Source organism: Citricoccus muralis, from assembly GCF_003386075.1.
In the GTDB taxonomy this organism is placed as follows: Bacteria; Actinomycetota; Actinomycetes; order Actinomycetales; family Micrococcaceae; genus Citricoccus; species Citricoccus muralis.
In genome coordinates this window covers 1,893,310-1,913,469 of sequence record NZ_QREH01000001.1, presented here as the reverse complement: position 1 = coordinate 1,913,469, position 20,160 = coordinate 1,893,310, and the positions used below count along the sequence as shown (strand labels likewise).

General features: G+C 68.5%; 19 protein-coding genes and 1 tRNA gene. 16 read left to right on the top strand and 4 right to left on the bottom strand.

The annotated features are described in order from the left end of the window. Window positions 1-42 precede the first annotated feature (42 nt). Window positions 43-1,266, bottom strand: coding sequence for a pyridoxal phosphate-dependent aminotransferase (locus C8E99_RS08460; protein ID WP_115931920.1), 1,224 nt, complete (start codon window positions 1,264-1,266; stop codon window positions 43-45). A gap of 191 nt (window positions 1,267-1,457) precedes the next feature. Here C8E99_RS08460 and C8E99_RS08455 point away from each other — a divergent pair. The 13 genes from C8E99_RS08455 to C8E99_RS08395 all read left to right on the top strand — a co-directional run bounded on the left by C8E99_RS08455 (window position 1,458) and on the right by C8E99_RS08395 (window position 14,031). Beyond that, window positions 1,458-1,530 (top strand) — tRNA-Trp (locus tag C8E99_RS08455). A gap of 75 nt (window positions 1,531-1,605) precedes the next feature. After that, window positions 1,606-1,866, top strand: coding sequence for a preprotein translocase subunit SecE (gene secE / locus C8E99_RS08450; RefSeq protein ID WP_115931919.1), 261 nt, complete (start codon window positions 1,606-1,608; stop codon window positions 1,864-1,866). 282 nt (window positions 1,867-2,148) lie between these two features. Then, entirely contained in the window at window positions 2,149-3,006 is an 858-nt protein-coding gene (gene nusG / locus C8E99_RS08445; RefSeq protein WP_425452922.1) for a transcription termination/antitermination protein NusG, read from the top strand. A gap of 152 nt (window positions 3,007-3,158) precedes the next feature. Continuing rightward, window positions 3,159-3,590 carry a 50S ribosomal protein L11 gene (gene rplK / locus C8E99_RS08440; RefSeq protein WP_115931918.1) on the top strand — a complete coding sequence of 144 codons (432 nt, stop codon included), beginning with the start codon at window positions 3,159-3,161 and terminating at the stop codon, window positions 3,588-3,590. Window positions 3,591-3,688: 98 nt separating this feature from the next. Then, window positions 3,689-4,405 (top strand): 50S ribosomal protein L1, encoded by a 717-nt coding sequence (gene rplA, locus C8E99_RS08435; protein WP_115931917.1) that lies wholly within the window; start codon window positions 3,689-3,691, stop codon window positions 4,403-4,405. Window positions 4,406-4,522: 117 nt separating this feature from the next. Beyond that, complete coding sequence (locus C8E99_RS08430; protein WP_170144565.1) at window positions 4,523-5,707, top strand: GNAT family N-acetyltransferase; 1,185 nt, start codon at window positions 4,523-4,525, stop codon at window positions 5,705-5,707. 158 nt (window positions 5,708-5,865) lie between these two features. Next, window positions 5,866-7,617 carry an FAD-dependent oxidoreductase gene (locus C8E99_RS08425; RefSeq protein WP_115931915.1) on the top strand — a complete coding sequence of 584 codons (1,752 nt, stop codon included), beginning with the start codon at window positions 5,866-5,868 and terminating at the stop codon, window positions 7,615-7,617. A gap of 23 nt (window positions 7,618-7,640) precedes the next feature. Continuing rightward, the gene (locus C8E99_RS08420) at window positions 7,641-8,714 is read left to right on the top strand and encodes a DMT family transporter (protein WP_115931914.1); all 1,074 of its coding nucleotides are present in this window, start codon (window positions 7,641-7,643) and stop codon (window positions 8,712-8,714) included. After that, on the top strand, window positions 8,714-9,499 hold the full coding sequence (locus C8E99_RS08415; RefSeq protein WP_170144564.1) for an IclR family transcriptional regulator: 786 nt from the start codon (window positions 8,714-8,716) through the stop codon (window positions 9,497-9,499). The genes C8E99_RS08420 and C8E99_RS08415 overlap by 1 nt, the downstream gene beginning before the upstream one ends. 143 nt (window positions 9,500-9,642) lie before the next feature. Beyond that, the gene (locus C8E99_RS08410; protein WP_115931912.1) at window positions 9,643-9,936 is read left to right on the top strand and encodes a YciI family protein; all 294 of its coding nucleotides are present in this window, start codon (window positions 9,643-9,645) and stop codon (window positions 9,934-9,936) included. Window positions 9,937-9,940: 4 nt separating this feature from the next. Then, a complete protein-coding gene (locus C8E99_RS08405) occupies window positions 9,941-11,107 on the top strand; it encodes a zinc-binding dehydrogenase (RefSeq protein ID WP_115931911.1) in 1,167 nt (388 codons plus the stop codon). Further along, on the top strand, window positions 11,104-12,786 hold the full coding sequence (locus C8E99_RS08400) for an FAD-dependent oxidoreductase (protein ID WP_115931910.1): 1,683 nt from the start codon (window positions 11,104-11,106) through the stop codon (window positions 12,784-12,786). Before C8E99_RS08405 ends, C8E99_RS08400 begins: the two co-directional genes overlap by 4 nt. A gap of 72 nt (window positions 12,787-12,858) precedes the next feature. Further along, window positions 12,859-14,031: a Gfo/Idh/MocA family protein gene (locus tag C8E99_RS08395; protein WP_115931909.1), complete on the top strand. Its 1,173-nt coding sequence runs from the start codon at window positions 12,859-12,861 to the stop codon at window positions 14,029-14,031. Window positions 14,032-14,123: 92 nt separating this feature from the next. On the opposite strand, the gene C8E99_RS08390 is transcribed toward C8E99_RS08395, so the two are convergent. From C8E99_RS08390 to C8E99_RS08380, 3 genes are read right to left on the bottom strand one after another with little or no spacing between them, the layout of a single operon-like run. Then, the gene (locus C8E99_RS08390) at window positions 14,124-15,689 is read right to left on the bottom strand and encodes a tripartite tricarboxylate transporter permease (protein WP_245952189.1); all 1,566 of its coding nucleotides are present in this window, start codon (window positions 15,687-15,689) and stop codon (window positions 14,124-14,126) included. After that, entirely contained in the window at window positions 15,686-16,240 is a 555-nt protein-coding gene (locus C8E99_RS08385; RefSeq protein WP_170144563.1) for a tripartite tricarboxylate transporter TctB family protein, read from the bottom strand. The genes C8E99_RS08390 and C8E99_RS08385 overlap by 4 nt, the downstream gene beginning before the upstream one ends. A gap of 2 nt (window positions 16,241-16,242) precedes the next feature. Then, a complete protein-coding gene (locus C8E99_RS08380) occupies window positions 16,243-17,229 on the bottom strand; it encodes a tripartite tricarboxylate transporter substrate binding protein (RefSeq protein ID WP_115931907.1) in 987 nt (328 codons plus the stop codon). Window positions 17,230-17,561: 332 nt separating this feature from the next. Between C8E99_RS08380 and C8E99_RS08375 the strand changes: the two genes are divergently transcribed. The 3 genes from C8E99_RS08375 (at window position 17,562) to rplL (ending at window position 19,989) form a co-directional block, all read left to right on the top strand. Beyond that, window positions 17,562-18,614 (top strand): LacI family DNA-binding transcriptional regulator, encoded by a 1,053-nt coding sequence (locus tag C8E99_RS08375; protein WP_115931906.1) that lies wholly within the window; start codon window positions 17,562-17,564, stop codon window positions 18,612-18,614. 358 nt (window positions 18,615-18,972) lie between these two features. Continuing rightward, window positions 18,973-19,518, top strand: a complete 546-nt coding sequence (gene rplJ / locus C8E99_RS08370) for a 50S ribosomal protein L10 (RefSeq protein WP_115931905.1) — start codon at window positions 18,973-18,975, stop codon at window positions 19,516-19,518. Between the two features lie 87 nt (window positions 19,519-19,605). Continuing rightward, on the top strand, window positions 19,606-19,989 hold the full coding sequence (rplL, locus tag C8E99_RS08365) for a 50S ribosomal protein L7/L12 (RefSeq protein WP_115931904.1): 384 nt from the start codon (window positions 19,606-19,608) through the stop codon (window positions 19,987-19,989). Window positions 19,990-20,160: the final 171 nt, after the last annotated feature.

The window sequence follows — 20,160 nt, the reverse complement described above, 5'->3', positions numbered from 1 at the left end:
CCCGATCGGACCCGCATCTGCACGGTGCAACGGGGCTGGGTGTCAGCGGGCGAGGAGCTGCTGGATCCGGCCGATGCCTTCGGAGAGGTCGTCGTCGCCCAGGGCGTAGGACAGGCGCAGGAAGCCCGAGGGGCCGAAGGCCTCGCCGGGTACGACGGCGACCTCGGCCTCGTCCAGGATGTAGCCGGCCAGCTCAGCCGATGTCTGGTGCTGATGTCCGTCGCCCAGCACACCGCGGACGTCCACGTACGCGTAGAAGGCGCCGGCCGGCGTCGGGCAGGAGAATCCGGGCACCGCGTTGAGGCCCTCGACGATGGCCTTGCGGCGGCGGTTGAAGGCCGTCTTCATCTCCTCGACGGCGTCCAGCGGGCCGGCGACGGCGGCGAGGGCCGCGCGCTGGGAGACGTTCGCGACGTTCGAGGTGGCATGCGACTGCAGATTGGTGGCTGCCTTGATGATGTCCACCGGGCCGGCCATCCATCCCACGCGCCAGCCGGTCATGGCGTAGGTCTTGGCCACGCCGTTGAGGATGATGACCTGATCGGCCATGTCCGGCACGGCGGCGGCGATCGAGGTGAAGGGGACGTTGTCATAGGTGAGGTGTTCGTAGATCTCGTCGGTGACCACCCAGAGGCCCCGGGACACGGCCCACTGTCCGATCGCGGCCGTCTCCTCCGGGTCATACACGGCACCGGTGGGGTTGGAGGGGGAGTTGAACAACAGCACCTTGGTCCGCTCGGTGACCGCGGCCTCCAGCTGGTCCACGGTGACCTTGTAGCCGGTCTCCGGGCCGGCGAACACCTCGACCGGCACGCCGCCGGCCAGGCGGATGGACTCGGGGTAGGTGGTCCAGAACGGAGTGGGGACGATGACCTCGTCGCCCGGATCCAACAGGGTCGCGAAAGTGTTGTAGACGGCCTGCTTGCCGCCGTTGGTCACCAGGACCTGCTGGGGTTCGATCTCGAATCCGGAGTCGCGCAGCGTCTTCTCCGCAATGGCCTGCTTCAGCTCGGGCAGACCGCCGGCGGGGGAGTAGCGGTGGTTCTTGGGGTCCTGGGCGGCGTTCACGGCGGCCTCGACGATGTACCCCGGGGTGGGGAAGTCCGGTTCACCGGCGCCGAAGCCGATCACCGGCCGCCCGGCGGCCTTGAGGGCCTTGGCCTTGGCGTCGACGGCGAGGGTGGCAGATTCGGCGATCGAGCCGATGCGCTCGGAGACGCGGCTGCGGGGCGGGGTGGGCTGCGAGGTGGACAGCGAGCTATACATGGGGTCCTTCCGGCGGGCGGTTTCCGGGGGTCGTCGCGATTCAGCCTAGTGGTACCCGGCGTACTCGTGCCCGTGTGTGCGCCCCGGAGAAGCGGCCGGTTCGACTCACTGCCCCCGATGGCGTAAAGTTGATGCCCGGTGTTGAAAAGCACCAGGCTGGGCCGTGCCGTGGGAAACCACATCCGGCCCCTAGGGTAGTGGCGCAATTGGTAGCGCAGCGGTCTCCAAAACCGCAGGTTGCAGGTTCGAGTCCTGTCTACCCTGCGCAGGGTGGTCTTTCGGAGATCCGAAAAGCCCCCGGCAGGACAGTTTCAGTGTCGACCTAGCAAGTGAGGCCACGTGACCGAGGCAGTTGCGAACAGCACTGGGGACCAGAACCCCGGCACGCCGCGGAAGCGAGGTCTCTTCGGCAGAATCGCCCTGTTCCTGCGGCAGGTGGTGGACGAGCTCAAGAAGGTCGTCACCCCCACCCGTGAGGAGCTGGTGAAGCTCACGGGCGTCGTGCTCGCCTTCGTGATCTTCATGATCTTGCTGGTGACCTTGTTGGACTTCTTGTTCGGCATGGGTGCCTCCTTCGTCTTCGGCGACGGCAGCGCCTGACGCTTCCCGCCGGTGGACGCATGCCCTGCCGGAAGTACGTTGAACGCGTGAAGAAAGCAGGAACCAGTGTCCGAGCAGGAACTCGAACCGCAGGCCGACGCCCTCGCTGAGGCTGACGCCCTCGAAGAGGAGCAGTCCCAGCCGTCTCAGGACCCCGAGACTGCTGAGGACGCCGCCGTCGCCGGCGAGCCCGTCATTCCGGCTGAGCCGGCCGATTCCGAGGAGTCGGAGGCCGACGTCGACCCGCAGGTCGCCGTGGACCCGGCGATCGAGGCCGACGGCATCGACGAGAGCTACGACGAGACCGCCGAGCCGGAGGTCGATCCCCAGGCCGAGACCCGCGAGGTCACAGCTGAGGCATCCGCTGAGGACCAGGGTCAGATGACCCTGCAGGAGGAAGACCTGGCCCAGAGCGGCGCTGAGTCCGCCGATCGACCCGACGCCGACCTGGTGGGCGAGGATTCCCTGGACGTGGAGCCGGTCGAGGCTGCGCCGGCCGTCGAGGCCGAGCCGGAGGTGGACCCCTCCGAGGAGCTCCGCACCCGTCTGCGCCGTCAGCCGGGCGACTGGTACGTCATCCACACCTACGCGGGCTACGAGAAGCGCGTGAAGACCAACCTGGAGACGCGTGTCCAGACCCAGGAGATGGAGGACTACGTCTATGAGATCGAAGTCCCCATGGAAGAGGTCGTGGAGATCCGCAACACCACGCGCAAGCTCGTCAACCGGGTGCGCATCCCCGGGTACGTGCTCGTCCGCATGGACCTGACGGACGCCTCCTGGGGCGTGGTCCGCCACACCCCGGGCGTCACCGGATTCGTGGGCAACGCCCATGACCCGTTCCCGCTCTCCCTCGACGAGATCCACTCCATGCTGGCCCCCTCGGTCATGCAGGAGGCCACCAAGACGGCCCAGGCCGAGGGCCGGCCCGCCCCGGCCGGCGCCGAGTCCGCCCCGGCCATCGAGGTCGACTTCGAGGTCGGCGAGTCCGTCACCGTCAACGACGGCCCGTTCGAGACGTTGCCGGCCACGATCTCCGAGGTCAAGGTCGAGTCCCAGCAGCTCGTGGTCCTCGTGACCATCTTCGAGCGCGAGACTCCAGTCACCCTGTCCTTCAACCAGGTCACGAAGATCCGGTAGTAGGCACCACCAGACTTCGCCCCCTCCGGTTGCTTCGGCTGCTTTGGCCGGACGGTGGCGGACCGGTCACCGCGCCACGGTGGCCACCAGCTCCGGAACACGCTCCTGTGCTTCGGGGAACACGCAAGAAGTTACAGAAGAAGGACCCGATTATGGCCCCCAAGAAGAAGGTCGCAGGCCTGATCAAGCTGCAGATCCAGGCAGGAGCCGCCAACCCGGCCCCTCCGATCGGCCCTGCGCTCGGTCAGCACGGCGTGAACATCATGGAGTTCTGCAAGGCGTACAACGCCGCGACGGAATCCCAGCGTGGCAACGTCGTCCCCGTCGAGATCACCGTGTACGAAGACCGTTCGTTCACCTTCGTCACCAAGACCCCGCCGGCCGCTGAACTGATCAAGAAGGCTGCCAAGGTCGCCAAGGGCTCGTCCACCCCGCACACGGACAAGGTCGGCAAGCTGACCCAGGCCCAGTGCGAGGAGATCGCCCAGACCAAGATGGAAGACCTCAACGCCAACGATGTCCAGGCTGCGGCCAAGATCATCGCCGGCACCGCCCGCTCCATGGGCATCACCGTCGAAGGCTGACGGAAGCAACACTTTTCAGCACTTCAGCAACACAGCTCATTCCAGTGGCAGGGTCGCGCGCGACCCGCAGACCACGACTGCATAAGGAGAACAAGCAGATGGCACAGCGCAGCAAAGCATACAAGGCGGCTCAGGAGAAGATCGGCGAGGACATCTACGGTCCCGTCGAGGCCATCGCCCTGGCCAAGGACACCAACCCGTCCAAGTCGGACGCCACCGTGGAGGTTGCCTTCCGCCTGAGCGTCGATCCCCGTAAGGCCGATCAGATGGTGCGCGGCACCGTCAACCTGCCGCACGGCACCGGCAAGACCGCCCGCGTGGTCGTCTTCGCCACCGGTGACAAGGCCGCAGCGGCCGAGGCCGCCGGCGCCGACTTCGTGGGCTCGGACGACCTGATCGCCAAGGTCCAGGGGGGCTGGACCGACTTCGACGCCGCCGTGGCGTCCCCGGACATGATGGGCAAGGTCGGACGTCTCGGCAAGGTCCTCGGCCCGCGCAACCTGATGCCGAACCCGAAGACCGGCACGGTGACCCCGGACGTGGCCAAGGCCGTGACTGACATCAAGGGCGGCAAGATCGACTTCCGCGTCGACAAGCACTCGAACCTGCACTTCATCATCGGCAAGACCAGCTTCGATGCTGACAAGCTGACCGAGAACTACGCCGCTGCCCTGGAGGAGGTGCTGCGCCTGAAGCCGTCCGCGTCCAAGGGCCGGTACATCTCCAAGGCCACCATCTCGACGACCTTCGGCCCCGGCATCCGGGTGGACCCGAACGTGGTCAAGATCGAGACTGAGGCGACCGCTCAGGCCTGATCTCAGGTTGGAGCACTAGCTGCATCATCAGGGCCGGAACCCGCGAGAGATCGCGGTTCCGGCCCTGGTGCGTTTAATGCGCCCAGCAACCCGGCCCGGTGCGGCATCATGAACACCATGAGGATCGAATGGCTGGACCTTCCCGACGCCCTGGACCAGACGCGGTTGCCGATGCCGCCCACCACGGCGGACTTCCTGCAGGTGACGCAACTCGCCAACCTGGTGACGTCCCTGTTCTGGGGCAACAACGACTTCTACGTCTCCCCGGAGAACCAGTTGGCCGGCGCCACCTCCCGGGAGGACGTGCGCACCTCCTACGCCGTCGCCCGCGAGCCCCTGACTGGGGACCGGCCCGACCGCATCATCGGCTATGCCGCCCTGAGCCTGCCCTGGGAGCCGGCCAGCCAGCCAACCATCGCCGAGGTGAACGTCGCCGTGCACCCCGACTTCCGGCGTCGTGGGGTGGGGTCCGCCTTGCTGCGCGAGGCCGAAGCCGAAGCGGTGCGGCGGGGACGCACCGTGCTGCAAGCCTGGACGGACAACGCCCTGGTGGACCCGGCCGCCGTCGGGTCCGGTCCGGTGTTCGTCTCTGGCACCTCGTTGGAGACCGGACTGACCCCGGTGGTCCGGACATCCCCGGATTCCCTGCCCGACGCCGGCCGGGACCGGATCCGCTGGCAGGCGCCTGATGCGGCGTTCGCCGCCGCCCACGGCTACGAGCTGGCCCAGGTGGAGTGGACGTCCGTGCTGGACCTGCGGGAGGCAGCCGGTGCCGCTCTGATGGCTGAATCCGGCTCCGGCGCCGCCGAGGAGCATGGCTATGACCTGGTCAGCTGGGAAGGCGCCTGCCCGGAGGAGGATGCGGAATCGATGGCCGGGCTGCTCGGCCGGATGGCGGCCGAGGCGCCCGCCGCGGCCCTGGAGCGGGTGGCAGAGCGCTGGAATGTGCCCCGGTTGCGAGCCGAGGAGGGGGCCCGCCGCGAGATGGGCCTGTCCATGATCACGACGGCGGCGCGCGACCGGTCGACCGGGCAGCTCGTCGGGCACTCGGACATCGAGACCTTCGCCGACCTGCCCCAGGCGGCCTACCAGGGCAACTCTCTGGTTCACCCGGAGCATCGGGGACGGGGGCTCGCCGTGCTCCTGAAGGCCGTCAACGTCTCGCAGCTGTTGCGGCTGAAGCCCGAGGCCGAACGCCTCTACACCTGGAACGCCGCCGAGAACGGGGCGATCCTACGCGCCAACCAGGAGCTGGGGTTCGTGCCGGTGGCCACACACCCCGCCTGGCAGAAGAGGGCCTGACAGAAGCTCCCGCAGTTCCTATTCAATGGGAACCAGCCTCCCGGCTGCGGTGAGCGTGGGTGACGATGGACCGTGAGCCGCGTCACGGGCGCGGCACCGTATCCCGACTCGATGCAGACCTGGGCAGAACGCAAACCCAGGCAGAACAAGGCAGGCCCATGACCGAGAATCCACCCGCACCGACGCTTCCGACGCTCGCGCCGTGGGATCACGAGGTCGACCTCCTGGTGCTCGGCACCGGTGCCGCCGGTCTCGCCGCCGCCCTGACGGGCGTCCAGGAGGGGCTGTCAGTGCTGGTCCTGGAGAAGACCGACTACATCGGCGGCACGACGGCCTACTCGGCCGGGACCTGTTGGATCCCGAACAACCACTTCCAGCACGAGGACGGCATCACCGACGACGCCGAGAAGGCCGAGCGCTACCTCGACCGGCTGGTGGGGGACAAGTCGGACAAGGTGTTGCGCCAGGCGTACCTGGACAACGGGCCCGCGATGCTGCGCTACATGGAGGACCTGGGGGTGACGTTCCGGCGGTCACCCGCCGTGGTGGACTACCACTCGGAGTTGCCGGAGACCGGCCAGACCGGACGCGCCCTGGAGCCGGAGCCCTTCGACGGCCGCAGACTGGGCCGGAACCGCTTCCGCCACATCCGGCCCCCGGTGCCCGAGTTCGCGCTCATGGGCGGGACCATGATGCTGCGCCGGGCCGAGGTCGGCACCCTGCTGGGCCTGTTCTCCAAGAAAGCCGGCACCACGGCGAAGGCCGGCGCCACGGCCCTGGGTCTGGGGGCGCGTTGGGCCCTGGACATGGTCCGGAACCCGCGCGGCACTCGGTTGGTGATGGGCAATGCCCTCGTGGCCCGCATGTACGCCGAGCTGCTCGCCCGGGGCGGGGAGGTGTGGCGCAACGCCTACACCACGGAGCTGCTGCGGGACCAGGATCGGGTGACGGGCGCCGTCGTGGGCCATGGGGGCCGCGAGCTGCGGATCCGGGCCCGGCGTGGCGTGGTGCTGGCCGCCGGTGGGTTCGCCCAGAGCCCCGAACTGCGGGCGAAGTTCCTCCCGGAGCCCACACCGCAATTCTCCCGAGCCGGGGAGGGTGCGACGGGTGACACCTTGCGCCTGAGCGAGGCCATCGGTGCGGCCGCGGGGACGGACAACGGCGAGAACGCGCTGTGGTTCCCCTCCTCGATCGGGACCCGGGCGGACGGCTCCACCGTGGTGTTCCCGCACATCTGGGACCGGGCCAAGCCCGGCCTGATCGCCGTCAACTCCGCCGGCCGGCGGTTCGTGGACGAATCGCACTCGTACCACCGCTTCGTGCGGGCCATGTATGCATCGCACCAGACGGTGCCGACCATCCCGGCCTGGCTCGTGGTGGACGCCAGTACCCTGGCGAAGTACGGGCTGGGCATGATCACCATGCCGCACCTGCCCGCCGCGATGCTGCAGAAGTACATCGACGACGGCTACCTCCACCGCGGCGCCACCCTGCGGGAGCTGGCCGCGGAGATCGGCGTGGACCCCGTTGGCCTTGAGGAGACCGTCCGCCGGTACAACGGCTTCGCCGAGACCGGTGTGGACGAGGACTTCCAGAAGGGCGAGCTGATGTTCGGGCGGGTGGCCGGGGATCCGGAGCACACGCCGAACCCGAACATCGGACCGATCCGGCAGGGGCCGTTCTACGCCGTGGCCGTGGTCCCGACCCCCTTGGCCACGGCCTACGGGATCCAGGTCAACGCGCAGGCCCAGGTGGTGGGCCGTGACGGCGCGGTGCTCGAAGGCCTGTACGCTGCCGGCAATGACGCCGCCTCGGTCATGGGCAGCGAGTACCCGGGTGCCGGATCCCAGGTCGGTGCAGGCATGACCTTCGGCTGGGTGGCGGCTCGCCACGCGGCCGGGACTGTCTGAGCATCGGACGAGGAGGCACACCCATGGGTAGGACCCTGTCGCTGCTCCTGGCGCTGGCCGGCGGCGTGGCGATTGCCATCCAGGCCCGGATCACCGGCGCTCTGAGGGCCGAGCTGGGAGATGCCTCCCTGGCCGCGACGGTGACCTTCGGCTCCGGGCTGGTGTTGATGCTGCTCGTCAACGGCCTGGTCCGGGCGAACCGCCGTGGGGTGGTCCAACTGGTCAGAGGTGCGGCCGCGGGACGGTTCCCGTGGGTGTTCGTCTTCTCCGGGCTCCTCGGTGCCTTCGCCGTGTACGGACAGGCCGTCACCGTGGACCTGGTGGGCGTTGCGCTGTTCTCCCTCGTCTTCATCTCCGGCCAGATGCTCTCTTCGACGCTGATGGACACCGTTGGGTGGGTGCCCTCGGGGCGTCACCGCCTGAGCCTGCGGAGGTCGGTGGGCGTGCTGGCCGGGCTGGCCGGCGTCGGGCTGGCGCTCTCCCCGCGCCTGCTCGGGGGTGGGTTCGGAGGGGTTTCCGGGGATGCCGGAGGTGCCGGGGCGGCCCCGGGCTCGGAGATGCTGTTGGCCCTCGGCTTGCCGCTGTTGATCGTCCTGGCCGGTGGCCTGCTCCAGCCGCCCCAGATGGCGATGAACGCGGTGATGGGTGCGGCCGTGGGCCGGATCGAGCCGCTCGTGCTGTTCAACTACCTGATCGGGACGCTGGCGCTACTGGCGGTGGCCGCACCGCAGATCACGGCCGGTGGCCTGGCCCGGCTGCCCTGGGGCCCTGGGGACTGGTGGTATTACACGGGTGGCCTGCTGGGTTCCGTGGTGGTGATCGGCGGGGCCCTCTTGACGCGGACCATCGGCTCGCTGTTGTTCACCCTCGGGCTCGTTGCCGGCCAGTTGGCCGGGTCGCTGGTGGTGGACGCGGTATGGCCCACGCGCGGCGCCGAGGTGACCTGGCAGGTCCTGACCGGGGCAGTCATCACGCTGTTGGCCCTGGTGTTGGCCTCCTCCAGCACGCTGCGGACCTCGCTGCGGAATCCGCCGCGGAAGCCGGCGCGGACGCCGTCTCAGACGCCGTCGCAGACCACCCGGAGCGGGAGATCCTGATGGCGAACTCCCCTTCCGGCGAATCACTGATCCAGCGCCTGGTGCGGGTGCTGCATGCCTTCGACGCCGACCACCCGGAACTCACGGCCTCCGAACTGGCCGTCCGCACGGGGCTGTCCACCTCCACCGCCCACCGCCTCGCGGGGGACATGGCCGAGGAGGGGCTGCTGCGGCGCACCCCGGACGGCCGTTTCCGGATCGGTCTGGTGCTGTGGGAGCTGGGTCAGCGCAGCTCCACCTACCAGGAATTCGGCCAGGCGGCACTGCCGTTCATGGAGGCCGTGCACGTGACGCAGCGGCAGAACACCTCGCTGGCCATCCTGGACCACGACGACGGCACGATCATCTATCTGGAACGACTGATCAGCAAGGACGTGTCGACGGACCTGACCAAGGTCGCCGGCCGGTTGCCGGTGCTCTCCACGGCACCGGGGTTGGCCATCCTGGCGCACTCCCCGCGCCAGCTCCAAGAGCGGTACCTCACCTCGACCTGGGACCGGGCCACGCGCCTGTCCGGCATCACCGAGGTGGGCCTGCGCCGCCGACTGGCGCAGGCCCGTACCGACGGCTATGCCCACCTGCGGGGGATCACCGTGGCCGGCTCCTCGGGGACGGCCGCACCCGTCTTCGGGCCAGGAGGCCGGGTCCTGGGCGCCATCTCGATCGTGGCCGAGGTGGACCAGATCAACCTCCAGATCCAGGTCCCCGTCCTGCTGGCCGCAACGCGAGGGCTGTCCCGGCAGATGGGTTCGCGCGGGAAGTCCGGGGGATGGGAGCCCTCCTGAGGGCGGAATGAGGGCCGAATGAGGGCCGGACTCCTCTTTGCCATTCAATGGGAATGCGGACGCCGAGGGTGGTCTCTTCCAGGCACGATGGCTTGTAATGCCGGTCACAGGGCCGGCGTGCACCAACCCGAGGAGCTACATCCATGACCGCCTACGCCGTCACCTACGCCTACGTCCCCGAGACCGAGGAGATGGTCGCCACCCGCCCCTCCCACGTGGAGTTCCTGTCCGGGCTCCACGAACAGGGCACGCTCCTGGTCTCCGGACGACTGACCGAGGGTGATCCGCTGGGCGCCCTCCTGATCATCAAGGGCGAGTCCGTGGACGAGGTCTCCTCGATCATGGACGGCGACCCGTTCTTCCAGGCCGGCTTCGTCGCCGAGCGCACGGTGCGAAAGTGGAACATCGCCTTCGGCTCGATCGAGGGTGCCGAGTAATCTCATGACCTCGACCACCCCCGCCCCGGCAACCAGCACCGCCCGCACCGCCACCGCCGCCGTGACCACGAGCCGCCGCGCCATCGAGTACCGCAGCATCGCGGCACCGGTGCCGGCGCCGGGCATGGCGGTCATCCGGATGGCTTCCGTGACCCTCTGCGGCACCGATGCGCACATCTGGGATGACGACTACGCCACCGAGCTGCCGATCATCCAAGGTCATGAGGCTGCCGGAACCATCGCCGCGCTCGACCCCTCGGACATGCCTACGGACCTGGGTTCGGGCACGGATTCGGGGACCGGCGGCTGGGCCGTGGGCGATCGGGTGGCCATCTCGCCGATGTTCTACTGCGGGCAGTGCCACGCCTGCTCCATCGGACGCGTCAACGCCTGCCGGCACATGAGCGTCTACGGCTGCTACGAGGATGGCTCGCTGGTGACCGAACAGGCCGTCCCGCTGGAGAAGCTGTACCGGGTCCCGGACGGACTGGAGCTGTCCTTGGCGCCCATGTCCGAGCCGGCCTCCATCGCCATGCAGGCCGTCAACCGCGGCCGCGCCGAGGCCGGAGAGACGGTCCTCGTCTCCGGAGCCGGACCGATCGGCCTCTTGGCCACCGTTTACCTCAAGGACCTGGGTTGTGACGTCACCGTCTCGGACATGAACCCGTCCCGGCTGGCACTGGCCGCGGCCTTGGGCGCGGACCGCACCTTCACCGTCACTCCCGGGGATTTCCCGACGGCGGCGCAGCGGACCGAGCTGGACCAGCTCACCCGCGGCGATGGTCCGTCCCTGGTCATCGACGCCACCGGTGCCCCCGCCTCGGTGGCCACCGGGGTGGACCTGGTGGCCACGGCCGGCCGCGTGGTCTGCGTCGGCATCTCCGACGCGGAACTGCGTCTGACCCTGCGCACCCTGCCGGTCAAGGAGATCGACCTGCTCGGCTCGCGCAACTCCCAGAACCTCATCGGCGAGGCGCTGGACCTGCTGGACCGCCATCAGGACAGCATCGGTGCCCTGCTGACCCACCGTTTCGCGTTCACCGAGCTCGACGCGGCCTTCACGACCCTGGTCGACCCGACCGCCGGCGTCGGGAAAATCGCGATCGACTTCCCGCAACGCTCTGAACGCTCTGAATGGTCTGAATCACGTGAAGGAGCCACCCGGCCATGACCGATGCAGTGGAGACCCGTTCCCTCCTCACCTCCGTGCCCGAGCTCGCCGACCGCTATGACCTCGTCGTCATCGGCTCCGGTTGCGCCGGGATGACCGCGGCCCTCGTGGCCGCCCAGGCCGGTGCCTCGGTCCTGGTGCTGGAGAAAGCCGACCGGCTCGGCGGCACCACCGCCGCCGGGGGAGGCGTGATGTGGGCCCCGGACAACCACCTCATGGGATCGCGTGACTTCACGGACACCCCCGAGGACGCCGCCGCCTACCTGCGCGCCGCCACGGGTGGGAAACTCTCCGAGGAGGAGATCTCCTGGTACGTCTCCACTGCCGCGGAAGCGGTCCGCTTCCTGGACGAGAACACACGGGTGGACTACGCCCCGCTGTTCCGGCCCGACTATCACATGGAATGGCCCGGGGCCACGGCCGGAGGCCGCGGTCTGGACCACCGGGAGTTCGACCCCTCTGTGGTGCCGGGACTGGCGGAGACGTTGCGTCCACCGACCTACCTGCCGCTGCTGACCATGGACGAACGGGACCAGCTGCACGGCGCGGCCCCCGATCCCGCGCTGCTTGCCGGCCGCGCCGAGCGCGGGGTGCGCACGATGGGCGGGGCGCTGGCAGGTGCCCTGACCGCCTCGGCCTGGGAGGCCGGCGTCGTGATCGCGGCCGCTGCCCCGGCCACGGGACTGCAGCGTGACGCTGGCAAGGAGACGTACTCCGGCGGCTGGCAGGTGACGGTGGCCGGAGAGCGGGAGATCACGGCCGCATCCGTGGTCATCGCCTCCGGCGGCTTCGAATGGTCGACCGAGCTGACCGGAACCCTGCTCAAATTCCCCGTCACCCCGATCTCCGCGCCCAGCAATGCCGGGGACGGACTGAAGCTGGGCCTGTCCGTGGGCGGTTCCTTCACGGAGACCACGGACATCTGGGGCGTGCCCGTGATCACCGCCCACGGTGCCATCTACGACGGCCGGCCCTCGGGCCGGATGGGCAACGTGGAGGCCACCCTGCCCGGCGGCATCGTGGTGAACTCCGCCGGCCGCCGCTTCGTCAATGAGGCCCTGAACTACCACGACTTCTCCCGGGTCTTCGCGAACATCGACCCCGAGACCTCCCAGTACGCCAATATCCCGGCCTACCTGGTGATGGACTCGCGGTTCGTCTCCCGGTACCCCGTCGCCGGGAACCCGGTCTTCTCCGAGCCCGCCGAGGCCCCGGACTGGATGGTCCGGGCGGACACGCTGGCCGAGTTGGCGCAGATCATCGGCGTGGACCCGGCCGGCCTCGAGGAGACCGTGGCCCGTTTCAACCCGGCGGCGGAACGCGGCGAGGACCCGGAGTTCGGCCGGGGGTCCTCCGCCCAGGACCGGCACCTGGGAGACCCGCAGAACCTCCCCAACCCCTGCCTGGCACCGCTCGCGGACCCACCGTTCTACGCCGTGCAGCTGCACCCCGGCGCCCTGGGCACCGCGGGTGGCCTGCGCGCCGACATGGACGGACGAGTCCTGGACTGGAACGGGGCCCCGCTGCCCGGACTGTATGCCGCTGGCAACTGCTCGGCGACCGTTTTCAAGGACGCCTATCCCGGAGGCGGGGCCACGATCGGCTCGGCCGTCACTCGCGCCTATGCCGCGGGCCGGCATCTCACGCGGACCCACCTCGGCGGGGACGCCGGCGTCTAGCCCGAATCACCCCGGACCAACCCGGACCAACCCGAACCAACCCGGACCAAGCACCCCAGAGGACGTCCACGCATGAGCACCGCCCGACCTGGAACCCAGAACCGCACCCAGCACCGCGCCCAGAACCGCACCCAGCACCGCGCCCAGAACCGCACCCAGCACCGCACCCAGAACCGCACCCTGCGCGTCGGCATCGCCGGAGGTGGGGCGATCTTCCGCAACCACCTGGAGGCCTACCGGGCCCTGCAGGACGTCGAGGTGGTGGCCCTGTGTGACATCGACGCCGAGCGGGCCGGTGCGGTCGCCGCGGCTCACGGGATCCAGCATGCCTTCGGCTCCGTCACGGACCTGCTGGCCTGGCGGGGTGCCGATGGACGAGGGATCGACCTGATCTCGGTGTGCACCCCGCACCCCACCCACGAGGCCGTCGTCACGGAGGCCGCCGCCGCCGGTGTGCACGTGCTGTGTGAGAAGCCCATCGCGATCGACCTCGAGGCCGCCGAGCGGATGGTGGTCGCCTGCCGCGAGGCCTCCGTGACCTTCGGCGTGCTGTTCCAGCGCCGGTTCTGGCCCGCCGCCCAGCGGATCCGGGCCGCCATCGACGACGGGACGCTGGGCACCCCGATCCTCGGCCACTGCTCCGTGCTGCTGCACCGGGAACCCGAGTACTACTCCGCCACCGACTGGAGGGGCACCTGGGCCTCGGACGGCGGCGGGGTGCTGATGACCCAGGGCATCCACTACATCGACCTGCTCCAGTGGTTCATGGGCGAGGTGGTCGAGGTGCACGGGCACATGGCGACCTTCGTGCACGGCGACCACATCGAGGTCGAGGACTCGGCCGTGGCGACCCTCAGGTTCGCCTCCGGGGCCATCGCCACCGTGCAGGCCTCCACCGCCGTCACCCCGTCGCTCGGCGTCCAGGTCCGCGTCACCGGTTCCACGGGTGCCACCGCGCAGGTGACCGAGTTCCCCGAGGGCACCGACGGGCGGGTGGACATCTGGGCGGCCGGGGACAGCGTCGGCGCCCAGGAGACCTGGCCGTCCTCGCTCAACCCCAACGTGGACCTGGCCGCCATCAACGGTGCCCTGATCCCGTGGCACCGGGCCCAGGTGGCCGACTTCGTGGACGCCGTCCGCACCGGCGGCACCCCCGCCGTGACGGGCGAGGAGGCCACCAAGTCCCTGCGCATCCTGCTGGCGGTGTACGAATCCTCCCGCACCGGCAAACCGGTGGTGTTCTGAGCCGTTCGGCTCACTGAGGTGACCACAGGCAACGGCGCCCCCTTCCATCAGGAAGGAGGCGCCGTCGTCGTAGTTGGTGGTGGAGATCCCGGTCAGGGGATCAGGACGGACAGTCCCTCGTCCTTGCCCTTCAGGGCCTGCTTGCGGCGCAGGCGCATCTGGCGCAGCGGGGGCAGCAGGAGTGCTGCGGCCGAGATGGCGAAGAGCACCAGGGCGATGGGGCTGGTGAGGAATCCGGTCCAGCCGTCCCCGATCAGGGTGCGCCGCAGGTTGGATTCCGCGAGGGGGCCGAGGATCAGGCCGAGGACGGCTGGTCCAGCGGGGAAACCGAAGCGGAGCATGAACAGCCCGATCAGTCCCATGATCAGCATGACGAAGACGTCGAAGACGGAGTTGCTGATGGAGTAGGTGCCGACCATGCAGAACACCAGGATGATGATCCAGAGGTACTGGTTCTTCAGCTCCAGCAGTTTCACCATCGACTTCATGCGGACCAGGGACAGCCCCAGCGAGAGCACGGTGGCCACCAGCAGGATCGTCGCCAGGGTGTAGACCAGCGAGGGATCGTTGGTGAACAGGGCCGGCCCCGGCTGGATGCCCCAGATCATCATGGAGCCGATCAGGACGGCCATGACCGAGTCGCCCGGCACGCCCAGTGCCATGGTGGTGGTGACGGAGCCGCCGAGGGTGGCGGTGGATGAGGTGTCGGCGGAGGTGAGGCCCTCGATGGAGCCCTTGCCGAACTCGTCCTTGCGCTTGGAGAATCGCTTGGCGTTGTCCCAGGCGATGATGCCGGCGATGTCCCCGCCGACGGCCGGTACCAGGCCCACCACGGAGCCGGTGCCGGCGCCGATGCCCATGGGCTTGATCAGCCGGCGGAACATCGCCCGGTCCGGCATCCACTGTCCCAGCTGGCTGATGGGCTTGTCCTGGATCGCGTTGCGGCGGTGGGTGACCATCTGGTTGAGGACCTCGGCCACACCGAACAGACCGATGATCACGGGGATGAAGGGCACTCCGCCGTTGAGTTCCAGGATGTCCAGGGTGAAGCGCTGGTCACCGGTGATCGGGTCACGTCCCACGGTGGCCAGCAACAGGCCGAAGGCGCCGGCGACCAGGCCTTTGAAGATGCGGCCGGAGGAGACGCCGATCATCATCGTCAGGCCGAAGATCACGAGGGCGAACATCTCCGGTGGCCCGAACTGGCGGGCGAGGCCGGCCAGGGGGATGGCGAACAGCGAGAGCACGATGATGCCGATGATCATGCCGAACGCGGAGCCGAAGGCGGAGGCCGTCATCGCCAGGCCGGCCTTGCCCTGTTTGGCCAGGGGGTAGCCGTCGAAGGTGGTCGCGATCGAGGCCGGGGTGCCGGGGGTGTTGATGAGGATGGCCGGTACCCGGTCGCCGAACTGCGCGGCCACGTAGATCGTCAACAGCACGGCCAGGCCCTGGATGGGGTCCATGGTCAGCGTGAAGCCGGAGGCCAGGGCCACGGCCATGGTGGCCGTGACGCCGGGGAACGCGCCGACCAGCATGCCCACGAGCATGCCCAGGCCGATGTACAGCAGGGTGTCCCACTGCAGGACCACGCCGATGCCGTCGGTGACGGCGTTCGCCGCGATGGGCAGGGGAAGCTGGAGAAGGAGTTCGGGGATCACAGGGGCACCTTCAAGAGGACGATGAACAACAGGTGCAGCAGGGCACCGATGATGATCGGGAGGAAGACGAGGACCTTCCAGTTCCGGATGCCGTAGAGCAACAGCAGCACCACGGTGACGACCATGGTGATCAGCCAGAACTGCAGGACGTTGAACAGCAGCAGGTAGCCGATCAGGACAGCGAAAGTCGCCGCCATCTGGCCGATCCCGGTCCAGTTCATGTCCTCGGGGATGTCTGAGGGGCGGACCCCACGCAGCACGTTCGTGAACACCAGCAGGACGCCGAGCCCGATCAGGGCCCAGGCGAGCATCGTCGGCCAGAACCGTGGGCCCAGGGCATCCCCGCCCCGGTCGGTGATGCCACCGACCAGGACGAGGATCGTGATTCCCAGGCCGACCGACGCGACCACGGGAATCAGTTCCCGCAGTCGGTACGGCAGATTCTTCAGCAGGACCAGGTCCTCCGGATGATCACCGGGACGTTCCGCGGTCCCGGCAGAAGAACCGGTCGTGGAACCGGTCGTGGAACCAGAGGTGTCAGGCGTGGACACGACTAGCCCTGCTTGGACTTCGCGAGCTCGATCCACGGGCCGTAGCGCTCTTCCTCGGCCTGGATGAACTCGGTGAACTCCCCGGCCGGAACGGAGACGGGGACCAGGTTGGACTGCTCGATGACGGACTGGTAGTCCTCGTCCTCAGTGGCCGCCACGATGGCGTCCGAGAGAGCCTGGACGACGTCGTCCGGGGTTCCGGCAGGAGCCATCAGGCCCGTGAAGGAGGCGTTCTGCAGATCGACGCCCTGCTCGGCTGCGGTGGGCACATCCGGGAAGTCCTCCACGCGTTCATCCGCCAGGACGGCCAGGTAGCGCAGCTCGCCGCCGTCCACCTGGGCCTTCTGGGAGCCCATGGCGTCGATGGAGAAGTCCACGTCACCGGCCGCCGCCGCGGCGATCGAGGGGGCGGAGCCGTCATAGGGAACGTTGGTCAGTTCGATGCCGGCCATCTCCTGGAAGCCCTGGGCGGGGTTGTCCCACACGGATCCGACGCCGGGGGAGGAGTAGGTGATCTCGCCCGGAGCCGCCTTCGCGGCGTCGATCAGGTCCTGCAGGGTCTCGTAGGGGCTGTCCGCCTTGACGGCGATCGCGCCGGGGCCCTCGAGGATCTTGCCGAGGAAGGCGTAGTCGGCCGGCTTGATGTCGTAGTCCATGAACTGCAGGGTGGCCACCTCGGCGCCCAGCATGGAGAGGTTGTAGCCGTCCGGCTCCTGCTCCTTGAGCCAGTTGTAGCCCACGGAGCCGTTCGCGCCGGGGCGGTTCTCCACGATGACGCTGACGCCGAGCTCGTCCTCGAGCAGCGGGGCCAGGGTGCGGGCAGAGAGGTCGCCGGAGCCGCCGGCGGCCCAGGGCACGACGAGGCGGATGTCCTCCGTGGGGAACTCGTCGCCTCCGCCTCCGCCTCCGGAGTTCGAGGCACAGCCGGACAGCAGAAGTCCGGCGGCGGCCAGGGTGGCCGCGGAAGTCATCAGGGTGCGTTGTTTCATGTCCGGCTCCTTGGGGGATAACTCGGGGATAAGACGGGTGCGGTGATATGCCGTGGATGCGGGCGGTGATGCCGCTCACATCATTCGAGGTGGACAGAAGAATGGCATGAACCGAAAGTGATTGCCAGTCGATTGCCAAAAATTGCGGAAATGAGAGGACTGTGACGCGGCCTTTGTGGCTCATGGCCCGTCATGAAGCGGATCGATGGACAAACTCATGCTGGACGGATCACGGCAAAGAGTGGAAAGATCCTGCATGTCCAGTCGGTGGCACCCGCCCCGGCTGAGACCATGCCGGCCCTGTCCACCTCACGCGAAAAGTTGACAACACCATGGATGTTGAACGGGACGATGCCGCTGCGGCGAGGATTCGCCTTGAAGACGTGGCCCGGGAGGCCGGTGTGGCCCCGTCCACGGCGTCCCGGGCGTTCACGCGGCCAGACCGGGTGAACTTCCAGACTGTGGAGCGCGTCATGGACGCGGCCGCCCGGTTGGGATACCGGCGTGAGCCCCCGCGTGCGGCCGCGAGCCCGGCGGCCTCCTCCCGTGCGGTGAATCTCCTGGTGCAGGACCTGGCCAACCCCTTCTTCGCTGACCTCCTCAAAGGTGCCGTCAGCCAGGCGCGCTCGGCCGGCTACCTCGTGACCCTGGGCGATGCCGAAGAATCTGCCACCATGGAGCGGACGCACCTGGAACGGTTGACCGGGGATGCGAACGGTGTGGTCGCCGCGGCCCGCTGGACCTCTGATGCCGAGCTGCGGGAGATGGCACGGCGTCGGCCGCTGGTGCTGTTCAACCGGGAGGTGGCGGGCATCAGCTCGGTGGTGGCCGGGGATGCCGATTCCAGCCGGCATCTGATCGAGCACCTGCATGCCTTGGGGCACCGGAAGATCGTGTACTGCGCGGGGCCGCACAATGCGTGGAGCAACGTCCTGCGCCAGAAGGCCCAGGACGAGGTGGCCCAGGCTCTGGGGATCGAGTTGATCACCACGGGGCCGTTCAAGCCACTGATCGGCCAGGGGGCCGCCGCGGCTGCCTTGGCTTGGGCGCGGAAACCGACCGCCATCATCGGGTACAACGACCAGCTGGCCGTCGGCATCCTCCGGCACCTGATCTCCAACGGTGTGGACGTCCCGAGAGATGTCTCCGTGGCCGGTTACGACAACACCTATGGTTCGGACTTCGTGCATTCGGGTCTGACCTGTGTGGACGCCCCGGTGGAGCAGGCCGGCCGCGCGGCCGTGGACCTGCTGCTGGCCCGCATGGCGGGAGAGCGGACCGTGCACCAACTCCGGCTGGCTTCTGGGTTGCAGGTCCGTGGCTCGACCGGCCCGGCGTCCACGTCCCCCTCCTCGGCCCCCATCCTGTCTGCGGTGCGCCGGTGAGGGTTGGACCTCCTGCTGGCCGCCTACTGGCCTCCTGGTGACTTCCTGTCGGCCTCGTGCCGAGCTCCTGCCGGCCACGTGCCGGATTCTCGCCGATTTGGTGAATGGCCGGCGTCGGGCCTAAGATCGGTTGCACCAAAGACCGCCGGTCGGCAGGTACCCGGATGTTCCCTGAACCTCTGGATGCCCGTCCGTAAAGCTCTCCCGATGGAGGCGACCTGCGCAGGTGAAACCGAGCAACGCTTGAAGGATGGCTGGACCCAGGTCCGCCGTGACGTCAACGCCACGCCCTGTGCACCTGCACGGGGCGTTTTTCATTGTCAGGGGGTACCGGCCCCACAGCAATGGAAGGAGTGCCATGGCGACGTCTGAAAAGAACGCTGTTGTGGCGGAGCTGGCGGAACTCTTCCGCACCTCCACCGCAGCAGTATTGACGGAGTACCGTGGTCTCACCGTGGCCGAGCTCAAGCAGCTCCGCCGTGCACTCGGTGAGAATGCGACCTACGCCGTGGTGAAGAACACGCTGACCGAGATTGCGGCCGATCAGGCCGGCGTCGATGCCTTCAAGGGCAAGATGTCCGGCCCGTCCGCTATTGCCTTCGTCTCCGGTGATCCGGTGGACGCAGCCAAGGCCATGCGCGACTTCGCCAAGACCCACGAGGCCCTGGTCGTCAAGGGCGGCTACATGGAGGGCCAGTTCCTCGATGAGGCGGGCATGAAGAAGCTGGCGGACCTTGAGTCCCGCGAGGTTCTGCTGTCCAAGCTGGCAGGTGCCATGAAGGGCAACCTGACCAAGGCCGCCTACCTGTTCCAGGCCCCCCTCTCGCAGGCTGTCCGCACCGTGGAAGCCCTGCGCGCGAAGGTCGAGGAGCAGGGTGGCGCAGCTGCGCCGGCCGCCGAGTAACACCACCCCGGTCGCTCTCGCGGCCACCCCACACCATCACATCCGTGAAAACTCATCCGTGATCACACGGAAGTAAAGGAGCCCACCATGGCTAAGCTGTCCACCGAAGAGCTGCTCGAGGCCTTCTCCGAGCTGTCCCTCATCGAGCTGTCCGAGTTCGTCAAGGCCTTCGAGGAGAAGTTCGAAGTGACCGCTGCCGCTCCGGTCGCCGCTGCCGGCGCTGCTCCGGCCGCCGCTGCCGCTGAGGCCGAGGAAGAGCAGACCGAGTTCGACGTGGTCCTCGAGGCCGCCGGCGACAAGAAGATCGGCGTCATCAAGGAGGTCCGCGCACTGACCTCCCTGGGTCTGAAGGAAGCCAAGGACCTCGTCGACTCCGCTCCGAAGGCCGTCCTGGAGGGCGTCAACAAGGAGACTGCCGACAAGGCCAAGGAGACCCTCGAGGGCGCCGGCGCCACCGTCACCCTCAAGTGATGACGGCGGCTTGAGCCGCTGTTCGTCTCTTTCAGTCCGGTCCCATCCGACCCGCTCACGCGGGGAGGGTGGGGCCGGACTGCTTTAACTCCGGTTCAATAGCCCCGGTTCAGCAATCCCGGTCCAGTCCTGTTCTCATCGGATTCCCAGCGACCGCCCAGATGGGCTTCG